Source organism: Porphyromonas gulae (assembly GCF_000765945.1).
Lineage (GTDB): Bacteria > Bacteroidota > Bacteroidia > Bacteroidales > Porphyromonadaceae > Porphyromonas > Porphyromonas gulae.
In genome coordinates this window covers 571081-583934 of record NZ_JRAT01000012.1, presented here as the reverse complement: position 1 = coordinate 583934, position 12854 = coordinate 571081, and the positions used below count along the sequence as shown (strand labels likewise).

The window sequence follows — 12854 nt, the reverse complement described above, 5'->3', positions numbered from 1 at the left end:
GGTTGTAACTTTATAGCCATGAAATAAAAACGGCAGGCACTCGGCACATTATGAAACCCGATAGACCTGCTTATCGATCCACACCACTTATTAGAATATGACAGAACAAAGCGAGAGACCGTACAACGGTACCTACTACACACTGGAGGACAAACATTTCTGGGCAGCCTTCCTCAATCTGGCACGTCACAATGCCTACATCACCCTCACCCATATCGACAGACAGCTCGCATACAGCAAGGCCGATATAACCAACGATCAGGATGTACTCTCCTTCAAAGCCCTATGGAAAAACCTCGACAACGATCTGGAAAGGAAGTCACGGCTGAGAAGTTTGATCCTGAAGCATTTCTCCTTTTTGGAAGGAGCGGCATACGGAAAGAAACTCTTCGAAAGCAAATCTTCCGGAAACAAATCCTCCAAGAATAAAGAACTGACAAAAAAAGAAAAGGAGGAGCTGCAAGCCAATGCGCTCTCCTTGGACAATCTGAAGAGCATCCTGTTCGACTTTCTACAAAAGCTCAAGGATTTCAGAAATTACTACTCCCACTACCGACATTCCGGATCTTCGGAATTGCCCCTGTTCGATGGAAACATGCTTCAGAGACTGTACAACGTCTTCGATGTGAGTGTCCAACGGGTGAAAAGAGATCACGAGCACAACGACAAGGTCGATCCCCACCGCCATTTCAACCACCTTGTCAGGAAAGGCAAGAAGGACAGATACGGCCATAATGACAATCCCTCCTTCAAGCACCATTTTGTCGATAGTGAGGGGATGGTCACGGAAGCCGGACTGCTGTTTTTCGTCTCCCTCTTTCTTGAGAAAAGGGATGCCATCTGGATGCAAAAGAAGATCCGAGGCTTCAAGGGTGGCACCGAAACCTACCAGCAGATGACCAACGAAGTCTTCTGCCGGAGCCGGATCTCCCTGCCGAAACTCAAACTGGAGAGCCTGCGCATGGACGACTGGATGCTGCTTGATATGCTGAACGAACTGGTTCGCTGTCCCAAGCCGTTGTACGATCGTCTTCGCGAAGACGATAGAGCGTGTTTCAGAGTGCCCGTCGATATTCTGCCCGATGAGGACGATACGGACGGTGGGGGAGAAGACCCCTTCAAAAACACGCTGGTCAGGCATCAGGATCGCTTCCCCTACTTCGCCTTGCGATACTTCGATCTGAAGAAAGTCTTCACTTCCCTCCGCTTCCATATAGATTTGGGCACCTACCACTTCGCCATATACAAGAAGATGATCGGTGAGCAGCCGGAAGACCGCCATCTGACGCGCAACCTGTACGGCTTCGGCCGAATACAGGATTTCGCCGAGGAGCATAGACCCGAAGAGTGGAAGCGTTTGGTGCGGGATTTGGACTACTTCGAGACCGGCGACAAGCCCTATATCTCCCAAACCTCTCCGCACTATCATATCGAGAAAGGCAAGATCGGGCTGAGGTTCATGCCGGAAGGGCAGCATCTTTGGCCGTCGCCGGAGGTAGGAACGACCCGAACGGGGCGAAGCAAATATGCCCAAGACAAACGGCTCACGGCAGAAGCCTTCCTGAGCGTGCATGAGCTGATGCCCATGATGTTCTACTACTTCCTGCTGAGGGAGAAGTATTCCGAGGAGGTAAGTGCCGAGAAGGTGCAAGGAAGAATCAAGAGGGTGATAGAGGATGTGTACGCTATATACGATGCTTTCGCCCGAGACGAAATCAATACGCTCAAGGAGTTGGATGCCTGTTTGGCGGACAAGGGTATTCGGCGAGGACATCTCCCCAAGCAAATGATCGCCATATTGTCCCAAGAACATAAGAATATGGAGGAGAAAGTCCGCAAGAAACTTCAGGAAATGATAGCGGATACGGATCATCGTCTGGATATGCTGGATCGGCAGACCGACCGAAAGATCAGGATCGGCCGAAAGAATGCCGGCCTGCCCAAGTCGGGCGTCATAGCCGACTGGCTGGTACGGGATATGATGCGCTTTCAGCCCGTGGCGAAAGACGCAAGCGGCAAGCCCCTGAACAATAGCAAGGCCAACAGCACCGAATACCGGATGCTACAGCGCGCCCTCGCCCTTTTCGGTGGAGAGAAGGAGCGTCTGACCCCGTATTTCCGCCAGATGAATCTGACGGGAGGGAACAATCCCCATCCTTTCCTGCACGATACCCGGTGGGAGAGCCATACCAATATCCTGTCTTTCTATCGCAGCTATCTGAGAGCAAGAAAGGCTTTCCTCGAACGCATAGGGCGAAGCGATCGGATGGAGAATCGCCCCTTCCTCCTGCTCAAGGAACCCAAAACCGATCGACAGACATTGGTGGCAGGCTGGAAGAGCGAATTTCATCTGCCACGCGGGATTTTTACCGAAGCGGTCAGAGACTGCCTGATAGAGATGGGGTACGATGAAGTCGGGTCATACAGGGAAGTCGGATTCATGGCCAAAGCCGTTCCGCTGTATTTCGAGCGAGCTTGTGAAGACCGTGTACAGCCTTTCTATGACAGCCCCTTCAATGTAGGCAACAGCCTCAAGCCCAAGAAAGGACGCTTCCTGAGCAAAGAAGAGCGAGCCGAAGAGTGGGAGAGAGGTAAGGAGCGGTTCCGAGACCTTGAGGCTTGGTCGCACAGTGCTGCTCGTCGGATAGAGGATGCTTTTGCCGGAATCGAGTATGCAAGTCCGGGAAATAAGAAGAAAATCGAGCAGCTGTTGCGGGATCTCTCCCTTTGGGAAGCCTTTGAGAGCAAGCTGAAAGTCAGGGCAGACAAGATCAATCTCGCCAAACTGAAAAAGGAAATACTCGAAGCCCAAGAACACCCCTATCACGACTTCAAGTCGTGGCAGAAGTTCGAGCGCGAACTGCGCCTTGTCAAGAATCAGGATATTATCACTTGGATGATGTGCCGGGATCTCATGGAAGAGAACAAGGTGGAGGGATTGGATACCGGTACTCTCTACCTGAAAGATATTCGGACCAACGTCCAAGAGCAGGGAAGCCTCAATGTGCTGAACCACGTGAAGCCGATGCGCTTGCCCGTGGTCGTGTACAGAGCCGACAGCCGAGGCCATGTACACAAGGAGGAGGCTCCTCTGGCGACGGTCTATATCGAAGAAAGGGACACCAAGCTGCTGAAGCAGGGTAATTTCAAATCCTTCGTCAAGGATCGCCGGCTCAACGGCCTTTTCTCTTTCGTCGATACCGGCGGACTCGCGATGGAGCAGTACCCGATCAGCAAGCTCAGGGTGGAGTACGAGCTGGCCAAGTATCAGACGGCAAGGGTCTGTGCCTTCGAGCAGACGCTGGAGCTGGAAGAGAGCCTGCTGACCCGATATCCTCACTTGCCGGATAAGAACTTCAGAAAGATGCTCGAAAGCTGGTCGGATCCTCTCTTGGCCAAGTGGCCGGAGCTGCACGGGAAAGTCCGGCTTCTGATCGCTGTGCGCAATGCCTTCTCGCACAATCAGTATCCCATGTACGATGAGGCCGTCTTTTCGTCCATTCGGAAGTACGACCCCTCTTCCCCCGATGCCATAGAGGAAAGGATGGGGCTGAACATCGCGCACCGGTTGAGCGAGGAAGTGAAGCAGGCAAAAGAAACGGTAGAACGAATCATACAAGCATAAGAAAACGATGACGATGACTATTTGTTGGACACCGATATGCGTAGAGCTGATCGAGCTATCGGGTATCTTCATTGCCGCATATCTGGCATATCGCTATGCCGTGCGCAAGCTCTCCAAAGAGAGCATAGAGAATATCGAACGCTGCAAATACCAAGCCGTGCTGGAGGCGCACCGGAGTTTCTACAAGCTGCTGCGCTTCACCACCGATACGGAGAATGCCGATAGCATATTGGTATGGCAGAAGGCCAAAGGGAGCGGAGCGAAAACCTATTATTTCAGGCCGGCCTGCATCCGTGGATTCTTGTCCGAACTGACGGACGAATTTTATAAGAATGGCAACGGTGTTTTCTTGTCTAAAGAGATTATTTCCCGTATCTTTGAGTATAGAAGTATCGTTTACGGCCTTTTGCTTTCGGAGAGGGATAGCTCGGACGAGAGGATTGTGATGAACAAGCCCGAAACGGCCGAACGGATGATCCGTATTCATCAGGAGCTTACCCAAACCGTTAGAGAAGCCATCGCACTGAAGGGGCGAACTTTGAACTTTTGAGTGCGAACCGGCAGGAACGTAGGAATGATTTTTTGAGAGAAAATAGCATAAACCCGACCGTAGAGAGTCATTTTTTTCAATCCTAATATCCCACTAAATGATGATGACAGACTGTTTTTCACCGGCTTGCAGTGGCTCCAAAGCCTTACCGTCACTCACTTTCTGTGGAATGATGACTTCTCAATCGGTTTCAAATTCGATGGGGGTAGGTTGGATCTACCCTCTATTTGAAGGGTACACACAACTATTCTTCAAGAACTCTATTTCTCCATCTAGTTGGATCTACCCTCTATTTGAAGGGTACACACAACAGAAGGGGACTGCCTATGCGGCTGAGGGCTGTTGGATCTACCCTCTATTTGAAGGGTACACACAACACCTACGGAACCTCATTCGAGGGCTCATCTGTTGGATCTACCCTCTATTTGAAGGGTACACACAACCACTGAGCGTTACGTATGATAGATATAGCCGTTGGATCTACCCTCTATTTGAAGGGTACACACAACACCCGAGTAGAAGCTATGTACCTAATTGAAGTTGGATCTACCCTCTATTTGAAGGGTACACACAACCCATTGTCCCTGCGTGTCTTTTCATAAATAGTTGGATCTACCCTCTATTTGAAGGGTACACACAACCGAGTTCTATATTGTCAGTAGGTATTGATAGTTGGATCTACCCTCTATTTGAAGGGTACACACAACCACAAGGGCTGTACTATCGCCATTTTCGACGTTGGATCTACCCTCTATTTGAAGGGTACACACAACATAAGCAGAGAAATCTCTTATACATAAATTGTTGGATCTACCCTCTATTTGAAGGGTACACACAACTTCCTGAACAGTATGCTGTGCTTAGGATAGGTTGGATCTACCCTCTATTTGAAGGGTACACACAACCAACAATCATCATGATGGACTTCTTGACATGTTGGATCTACCCTCTATTTGAAGGGTACACACAACATGATTCTTGATTGGTGGCTTGGGCGTTGGAATGTTGAGGGAGAGAGTAGCGCGTGGGGATTCTTCCGCGTTGGGGCTTTTTCGCTACATTTGCAGGCGGACGAGGTGCTCCCCTCTTCGGTGAATTTGTGCCGGGAGTGCTTTCCCTTTTTATGGAATGACTTTGTAAACGACTAAATGAATGATAGATATGTGCTCCGATCCCTCTCTTTCCTGCATTCTTATCCGGCCGGTTTCGTTCGGCCTGTGTGGTTATATACCGGCATTGCGTATGGCTGATGCAAACCTGCTGTATGAGCGGTAGAGCCTGAGAGCCGTTTCGTACCCCTTCGAAATAGATGAGGCACCCACCAAGTTCCTGCAAGAACTCGGTGGGTGCCTCTTTATTTATACCTCCACTAAAGGCTTTTTGAAATATCCGATTTATATCAATCGGGCTTGCAATCTATATATAAATCAAAAACGATTTATATACAAAATGAAAACGATATATATACAAATCGAAAATGCTTTGTATATAAATCGTGATTCGACCTTTGGAAAAGCGAATCCTGATCGGAAAGACCCGGCTTTCCGATCTCCTCTGCTTCAGGATCTGCTCTCTCGCAGGTGCTTATTTGGAATGATTCCAAACTCGTCTTCGTTGTTGAAAACTTTTTTCGCGCCTGTTTTCACCTCCAAAAACGACCACGCAAAAGACAGCGGCAGCCGATCGGGTAACAATGAAATACTTTATACTTCCTGATAAATCGAGAAGAGACGGACATCGGCTCAAGGGAAACGGAAAGCCTCATCCCGAACCCGATGCTGCGAGTAATGCGGATGACGGATAAGTGCTTTTTTACAGGGTTGCTTTCTGTGCGGTAGTTGAGCCTATACTACGCAAAATAAGATATTGAAAAAACGTTACTAATGGGTATTTATGTTTATCTTTACAAGGTGAGGTCGATGATCGACCGAGGTATTTATTATAATTTTAATGAGGAAAAATATGAATCAAAGAAGAATTTGGGTCTTTTTTCTATCGGTAATTGTTTTTGGGACTAATCTCGCTTTTTCTCAAAACATGGAAATACGAAAAGACTTTCCCATCGAGGTGATCGATGGCTATATAATGCCATTTTTGGAAGATATACCCGATGATATTTTGCCTGATTATGGAATTAAAAACAGGGATGAAATAAGAAAATCGACTATCGGTAGACCCATCGCGGTTTACACCCTTGAGCAAGGTGCTTTGTCGTTTACAGACACATGGCGAATCCCATTGATCGTCGATGACGAGTATAGAGCCCTTTTCACGGTGTTTAAGAGCTGTAATAATGAATATAAAATCGTTGAATTTGGAGCCGTGCTATTGGCAGAGGAGTTTTTTAAGTTTGAAAAAGAACATGATTTTTCAGCGATGCTTCGGGTATATGAGCTGCGAAAAGATTTTTTTATTTCCTCGAAAAGGGCCGGTGAATATCTATTTTATCCTGTTCCAAGCAGCAAAGAAAAGGGATACAGAATGGATGAAATAATCGAAATGATAAAGCGAGAAGGTTTATGAGACGTGTGTTTTTATGGCTGTTGATTTTAATAGCTACCGGCCATTTGAGATCACAGGTTCTGCCTGTAACTGAAATAACTCAACTACAATCTGAATGGTGCTGGGCCGGGGTTTCAGCTTGTATTTTGGACTATTATTCTATTTCTGTATCGCAGTGCGAAATCGCAGAGTACACAAGAACTGTGGAGACATTCCCTGATGTCGATTTGGGAAATATAGACTGTTGTATGTCGGCTCCTTCTTGTAATCATTGGAATTATAATTGGGGAGGTAAAGGAAGTGTTCAGGATATATTGGTTCATTTTGGTAGCATATTGAATTTCGGAGTGAGTGCGCCACTCACCCAAGAGCAAGTGGCATCCGACATCCAAAAAAACAGGTTATTCGTTATCCGTTGGGGTTGGTCCACCGGAGGTGGGCATTTTGTCGTTGGGCATGGTCTTGTCGGGGATAAAATGTATTATATGGATCCATGGTATGGTGAAGGACTCAAAATAGCTGATTACAGTTGGGTCGTTTCAGGCGGTAAACATAAATGGACACATACCAATAGACTGTCTGTTACCCCGTCAGATCTTCTGCCTGTAAATACCGGAGATGTTTCGGACAACATTAAAGTATACCCCAATCCGGTCTTGAATAATTTGGTTATTGAAGTAGAGGGGAATGATAGTGAAATTGATTTTTATATCTTGGACACGAAAGGCCGGATTGTCTTCAAAGGATCTTTAATTGAAAAACAAGTTGTTCGGACAGGTGATTTTGCTCCGGGGGTATATGTCGTCAAGTTCCGAAATGGTAAAACCTTTGAGTTTAGAAAAATAATAAAAGAATAGTTGTCGCACAGCTCGTGACAGAAAATAGACAGAGTAGATATATAAAAGCGAACCCCGAAAGTCCGTCAAAGACTTTCGGGGTTCATGCTGTTTGTTGTCAGGCTTTTATGCAGCCTTTGGCACGTTTAGATCAGGCTGTCCAGACCGTGCTTGAGGTCGGCGATGATGTCCTCCACGTTCTCCAGACCCACGGACAGGCGTACCAGTCCTTCGGATATGTCGCTGGCAGCACGCTCTTCGGGTGTGTAGGGTGAGTGGGTCATGCTGGCCGGATGCTGGATGAGGGTTTCCGTATCGCCCAAGCTCACGGCGAGGGAGCAGAGGTGCAGGCTGTTCATCAGCTTCTTGCCGGCTTCGCAACCGCCCTTCACTTCGAAGGCGATCATGGCTCCGGGCAGTGCCATCTGCTTCTTGGCCAATTCGTATTGGGGGAAGCTCGGAAGTCCGGGGAAATAGACTGCTTCTACGGCCGGATGCTTTTCGAGGAATTCGGCTACGGTCTGAGCATTGCGGCAGTGCTGCTCCATACGTATCTGCAATGTCTTCATACCGCGGCTGATCAGATAAGCATCGAACGGACTCATATTGGCACCCGTGAGGTCTTTGATGCCGACGAGCTTCACCTCCTTGATGTAGTCCTCTTTACCTACGACAAATCCGGCGATGACGTCGCCATGTCCGTTCAGGTACTTGGTCGCGCTGTGTACGACGATGTCGGCACCCAGCTCCAGCGGACGGCAGATGTAGGGCGTGCAGTAGGTATTGTCCACCATGACACGTACCCCTTCGTGCTTGTGAGCGATGTCGCAGACCGCCTTGATGTCGGTCATGTACATATTGGGGTTGGCCGGAGTCTCCAGATAGACGAGCTTCGTATTCGGGCGAATGGCGGCCTCCACCTCTTGCGGATTGCGGGTATCCACGAGGGTGACTTCCACACCGTAGCGGCTCAGTCCGTGGGTGAGGTAGGCGAAGGTGCAGCCGTAGAGCGTCTTGCCGGCTACGATATGGTCGCCGGCCTTCACGCATACCCAGATGGCAGAGCTGATGGCTCCGATACCGGATGCAGCCGATGCGGCGGCTTCTCCGCCTTCGAGCATGGCCAGTTTCTCTTCCACTTGGGTGCAGTTGGGGTTGCCCAGACGGGTATAGATATATCCGCCTTCCTCTCCGGCAAAGCGGCGGCCTCCCTGTTCGGCACTGTCGAAAACGAAAGTCGATGTCTGGTAGATGGGGGTGGCTAAGCAGCCGAAGGCGTTTTCGATAGCACCTCCATGGATGGCACGTGTGGCAAAGCCACTACGCATAAGGTCTTCTTTTTTCATTGTTTGTTAGTTAATCGAAAAATCGACGACCGCACAGCCTTTCGGCCGAGTATCGTCTATGTTTCTATTCTGTGGTTACGGCAACGAAGGTAGTGAAAAGTTGTTGGCAGTGTGGCTGTTCGTTCGTTTTTGATCCGATTTTACGCGCCACCGATCGTCCGCTTACCGATGGCCGGCTACTCGTTCTTGGGCTGCCTGCCGATAGTCGGCACGCTTCTTACGACCTTTTTTGCTGTCGGCAAAGTTGTCGAAAGCGAAGATCTCTTTCCAGTCCTCGGCATTGTCCTTGACCGTGGTTAGGCCTCCCACCTTCTTCAGGTGGAGGTCATCGTACGGGCGATTGTCGAAGGTGGTGGAGCGGTAGCGGATCTCTCCCTGCGTGACGTGGATGGTCTGATAGAGGTAGAGACCGGAGCCGATCCTGTCGTGCCGGTCGGAGAATCCGTTGCGGTAGTGCTTGGGCGATGCGCTGCTGATGATATATATGGGTGTCTTCTTCATGCCGGACTCCGTCTTAGTGGTGATGCGGGAGTAGGCATGGTCGTGTCCTTGCAGGACGAGGTCGGCACCGCCTTCCTCCAGAATGGAGCGGAAGCCGTAGCGGATGATCGGATTCATGCGTCCCTGCCGCACCGAGTATACTCCGTGGTGGAACATGACTATCTTCCACGGCTGTACGGTGGTTTCGAGTGCATTTTTCAACCACGTGCGGTGGTTGAATACGGATGCCGGCCATTGGATGTCGTTGGAGTCCATGACGATGAGCCGCATATAGGGGAAGTCTATGTAGTACGAACGGTGCTCGAAGCCTTTGGGGCCATTGGCCGGATAGTTGTACTGAGGTACCCAACGGGGATCGAGCTGTCTTTTCAGTCCTTTGATATACTCGTGGTTGCCGGTGGCGGCGATGACGGGTGTCGATGCCGTCCAGTCGCCTATGGCACGATGCCATACTTCCCAATAGAAATCCGTGGGGCCTTCGATCTGATCCCCACCCAAAGCCAGAAAATCAGGGTCGGGATGCAGGGTGCGCAGCCGTTGGAGCAGTGCCTGACTGCCTCCGTTGCCCGGATCCTGAACGTCTCCGATGTAGATGAAGTCGGTGGCAGCCGAACTATCGGGAATGGAGAATCGGTACCAGGGCGATGTCTGCTCTCCCGTTTTGACCCTGTAGGTATAGGTGCGGCCGGGCTTGAGCCCGTTTATCTTAGCGTGGTAATAGTAGTTGCGTCCTGCACGGGTGACGACTTCTTTCCCCTCCGCCGGCAGCGAGATCAGCAGGGTATCAGCATCCGTTCCGTCCAAAGAGCGATAGTCCAGCCAAGAGTCTTGCGGCAGGGTGTCGCACCGCCAGCTGACCGTCCTTTGGGTGAGGAAATCCTCACCCGGCGTCAGGGTGAGCCTGTCTATCGTACGCGGTACGGTGTAGGCGACTTCGGCCGGAGAAACGAACCAAGCTCTGTACCGCTTGGTTACCCAGATGCCGAGGGCGACAAGAAGGAGCAGACTGATCACCAGCCCCCATCGCCTTCCGTTTCTTCTCCTCTTTCTCGAATATCTGCGTCCGGAATTTCGTTTACTGAACTTCCGCCTGCTGACTTGGTAGTAGGGATTGGAGCGTTTCTTTCGCATGGCTATTCGTTTGTTTGTGGACTGACAGGTGTGGAGGAAGGTGCATTTTCCACCTTCGCTCCCGTACCGAGGTCGCGGAAGGAAACCGGCTGTTCCAAAGAACGCAGCCGCGCTTCGGCACGGTCGTAGGCGATGGACTTGTTCTTGAGAGCTATCTCCAGATTGGTATTCCGACGAGCCAGACGCACCCACTCGCGGACTCCGCGGACGGACAGCCCTACGGCTATGGCGGCTATGGCGGCGATAAAGCCTTCTCCATATAGGGGCATCTGTCCCTCGGCCGTGCCCGGTACAGTCCATTGCCAAGCGTGGTGGAAGATGACGGGAAGCAACATGCCTATTCCGCCCAAGGCCAGCGACAGCACGATATAGGGACGGAAGAGGAGTCTCTTGATCATGGCCGGAGCTATCAGGAAGTAATTGATATAATACAGGGCTATGATATAAGCATCCACGATCCATACGGCATAGTAGGCGGAGGGCATATTCCAAAAGGAAGGAGTCCCCGGGTTGGCACTCTCCAAAGCCAGGCTTTGCAGGACGATGAGCAAAACCCAAACGAGGGTATAGATAAGAATTGTAAGCGATTTGTTCATATTCTAATTGAGGCTTAACCGATAAAAGAAAGCTATCTTTGTATGTCACAAAGATATAATTATTATTGTACGGCTATCCGTATATAAATAAAGACAGAACCGAATGGAAATAAAAAAGGCGGCATTTGTAATCAGTAATACCGATGTGCGCAAATGTCCTGATACGAAGCTCCCCGAATATGCTTTCATCGGCCGTTCGAATGTGGGCAAATCCTCTCTGATCAATATGCTTACCGGCCAAAAGGGACTGGCCATGACCTCCCAAAAGCCGGGTAAGACGCAGTTGATCAACCACTTCATCATCGACGATTCGTGGTATCTGGTCGATTTGCCCGGCTACGGATATGCCCGTTTGGGCGCGTCCAACAGGGAGTCCTTGCGCAGGATCATCGAGACGTACATCCTCTGTCGCGAGCAGCTTTCGAGCCTCTTTGTCCTGATCGATTGCAGGCACGAACCGCAGAAGATCGACTTGGAGTTTCTCCAATGGCTGGGTGAGAACGGGATTCCGTTCAGCATCGTATTCACCAAGGCGGACAAGCTCTCGTTCAGCCGATTGAAAGAGAATACGGAGGCCTACAAGCAAAAACTGCTGGAAACGTGGGAGGAGCTTCCTCCGGTATTTATTACCTCTTCCGAAAAGAAAACAGGCAAAGAAGAATTGCTGGATTATATCGACTCGATCAATCAAGAATTAGCTACGAAATAAAAAACCGAAATGAAACAAAAGATTCTCGTTACCGGCGGGACAGGATATATAGGATCCCATACGACTGTGGAGCTACAGCAGGCAGGCTATCGGGTCGTGAGTGTGGACAACTTCTCCAACTCCCATGCTGCTGTGCTCGACGGTATAGCCCGGATCACAGGGGTTCGCCCCGATTTTTATGAGGCCGATTGTAACGATATGGAGGCGATGGTGCGCATCTTTACGGCGCATCCCGATATAGCAGGCGTCATTCATTTTGCTGCAAGCAAGGCCGTAGGCGAATCGGTGCAGAAGCCGCTTTTGTACTACAGGAACAATATCCTCTCTCTACTGAACATCCTCGAACTGATGGGGCGATTCGGCACTCGTGGGATCGTATTCTCCTCATCTTGTACTGTGTACGGACAGCCGGAGGTATTGCCCGTAACGGAAGAGGCTCCGATACAGGAAGCTCTCTCTCCCTATGGCAATACGAAGCAAATCAACGAGGAGATTATCCGCGATGCCATCCATGCCGGAGCAGGATACAAGGCCATACTCCTGCGCTACTTCAATCCGATCGGGGCACATCCCACAGCGCATATCGGAGAGCTTCCTAACGGGGTGCCTCAGAATCTGATCCCCTATTTGACTCAAACGGCGGCAGGCATCAGAGCCGAATTGAGCGTCTTCGGCGATGACTACGACACGCCCGATGGCTCCTGTATCCGGGACTATATCTATGTGGTGGATTTGGCCAAAGCGCATGTGGCTGCCATCGAACGGATGCTGAACGAAGAGAAAGCGAGCGATTCGCTCGAAGTCTTTAATGTAGGTACGGGTAGGGGAGTGAGTGTGCTGGAACTTATCCGCACCTTCGAACGGGTGACAGGCGTTGCCGTTCCTCATCGGATAGTAGGAAGGCGCGAAGGCGACATCGAACAGGTATGGGCCGAGCCGAAGAAAGCCAATGAGGTGTTGGGTTGGAAGGCTTTGGAGTCGTTGGAGGACACACTGCTGAGTGCATGGCGTTGGCAGCAACGCTTGTCAGAGAAGTAATCCCCGGCGCATTAACGTAC

10 protein-coding genes and 1 CRISPR repeat array are annotated in these 12854 nt (G+C 50.3%); of the genes, 7 read left to right on the top strand and 3 right to left on the bottom strand.

Features of this window, described 5'->3' with window-relative positions:
• The first annotated feature begins 97 nt into the window (after positions 1-97).
• The 5 genes from cas13b (at position 98) to HQ49_RS05960 (ending at position 7534) form a co-directional block, all read left to right on the top strand.
• Complete coding sequence (gene cas13b / locus HQ49_RS05980) at positions 98-3625, top strand: type VI-B CRISPR-associated RNA-guided ribonuclease Cas13b (protein ID WP_039418912.1); 3528 nt, start codon at positions 98-100, stop codon at positions 3623-3625.
• Positions 3626-3632: 7 nt separating this feature from the next.
• Entirely contained in the window at positions 3633-4175 is a 543-nt protein-coding gene (gene csx28 / locus HQ49_RS05975; protein ID WP_052073447.1) for a type VI-B CRISPR accessory protein Csx28, read from the top strand.
• Positions 4176-4384: 209 nt separating this feature from the next.
• Positions 4385-5146: a CRISPR direct-repeat array (repeat unit 36 nt; unit sequence GTTGGATCTACCCTCTATTTGAAGGGTACACACAAC).
• 181 nt (positions 5147-5327) lie between these two features.
• On the top strand, positions 5328-5450 hold the full coding sequence (locus HQ49_RS12400) for a hypothetical protein (protein ID WP_262498679.1): 123 nt from the start codon (positions 5328-5330) through the stop codon (positions 5448-5450).
• Positions 5451-6137: 687 nt separating this feature from the next.
• On the top strand, positions 6138-6698 hold the full coding sequence (locus HQ49_RS05965; RefSeq protein WP_152569145.1) for a hypothetical protein: 561 nt from the start codon (positions 6138-6140) through the stop codon (positions 6696-6698).
• Positions 6695-7534 (top strand): T9SS type A sorting domain-containing protein, encoded by an 840-nt coding sequence (locus tag HQ49_RS05960; protein ID WP_080745562.1) that lies wholly within the window; start codon positions 6695-6697, stop codon positions 7532-7534. The genes HQ49_RS05965 and HQ49_RS05960 overlap by 4 nt, the downstream gene beginning before the upstream one ends.
• A gap of 125 nt (positions 7535-7659) precedes the next feature.
• On the opposite strand, the gene megL is transcribed toward HQ49_RS05960, so the two are convergent.
• The 3 genes from megL to HQ49_RS05945 form a co-directional block, all read right to left on the bottom strand.
• Positions 7660-8859, bottom strand: coding sequence for a methionine gamma-lyase (gene megL / locus HQ49_RS05955; protein ID WP_039418905.1), 1200 nt, complete (start codon positions 8857-8859; stop codon positions 7660-7662).
• A 162-nt stretch (positions 8860-9021) separates the two neighbouring features.
• Positions 9022-10491, bottom strand: coding sequence for a purple acid phosphatase family protein (locus tag HQ49_RS05950; protein WP_039418904.1), 1470 nt, complete (start codon positions 10489-10491; stop codon positions 9022-9024).
• A gap of 2 nt (positions 10492-10493) precedes the next feature.
• Positions 10494-11087, bottom strand: a complete 594-nt coding sequence (locus tag HQ49_RS05945; RefSeq protein WP_039418902.1) for a hypothetical protein — start codon at positions 11085-11087, stop codon at positions 10494-10496.
• Between the two features lie 103 nt (positions 11088-11190).
• Between HQ49_RS05945 and yihA the strand changes: the two genes are divergently transcribed.
• Both yihA and galE read left to right on the top strand, forming a co-directional pair.
• A complete protein-coding gene (gene yihA, locus HQ49_RS05940; RefSeq protein ID WP_018964287.1) occupies positions 11191-11796 on the top strand; it encodes a ribosome biogenesis GTP-binding protein YihA/YsxC in 606 nt (201 codons plus the stop codon).
• Between the two features lie 9 nt (positions 11797-11805).
• Positions 11806-12834, top strand: a complete 1029-nt coding sequence (gene galE, locus HQ49_RS05935; protein ID WP_039418901.1) for a UDP-glucose 4-epimerase GalE — start codon at positions 11806-11808, stop codon at positions 12832-12834.
• Positions 12835-12854: the final 20 nt, after the last annotated feature.

Excerpts from the sequence above, each read along its gene's own strand:
- cas13b (WP_039418912.1), top strand. The coding sequence starts at position 98 with ATGACAGAACAAAGCGAGAGACCGTACAACGGTACCTACTACACACTG.
- csx28 (WP_052073447.1), top strand. The coding sequence starts at position 3,633 with ATGACGATGACTATTTGTTGGACACCGATATGCGTAGAGCTGATCGAG.
- HQ49_RS12400 (WP_262498679.1), top strand. The coding sequence starts at position 5,328 with ATGATAGATATGTGCTCCGATCCCTCTCTTTCCTGCATTCTTATCCGG.
- HQ49_RS05965 (WP_152569145.1), top strand. The coding sequence starts at position 6,138 with ATGAATCAAAGAAGAATTTGGGTCTTTTTTCTATCGGTAATTGTTTTT.
- HQ49_RS05960 (WP_080745562.1), top strand. The coding sequence starts at position 6,695 with ATGAGACGTGTGTTTTTATGGCTGTTGATTTTAATAGCTACCGGCCAT.
- megL (WP_039418905.1), bottom strand. The coding sequence starts at position 8,859 with ATGAAAAAAGAAGACCTTATGCGTAGTGGCTTTGCCACACGTGCCATC.
- HQ49_RS05950 (WP_039418904.1), bottom strand. The coding sequence starts at position 10,491 with ATGCGAAAGAAACGCTCCAATCCCTACTACCAAGTCAGCAGGCGGAAG.
- HQ49_RS05945 (WP_039418902.1), bottom strand. The coding sequence starts at position 11,087 with ATGAACAAATCGCTTACAATTCTTATCTATACCCTCGTTTGGGTTTTG.
- yihA (WP_018964287.1), top strand. The coding sequence starts at position 11,191 with ATGGAAATAAAAAAGGCGGCATTTGTAATCAGTAATACCGATGTGCGC.
- galE (WP_039418901.1), top strand. The coding sequence starts at position 11,806 with ATGAAACAAAAGATTCTCGTTACCGGCGGGACAGGATATATAGGATCC.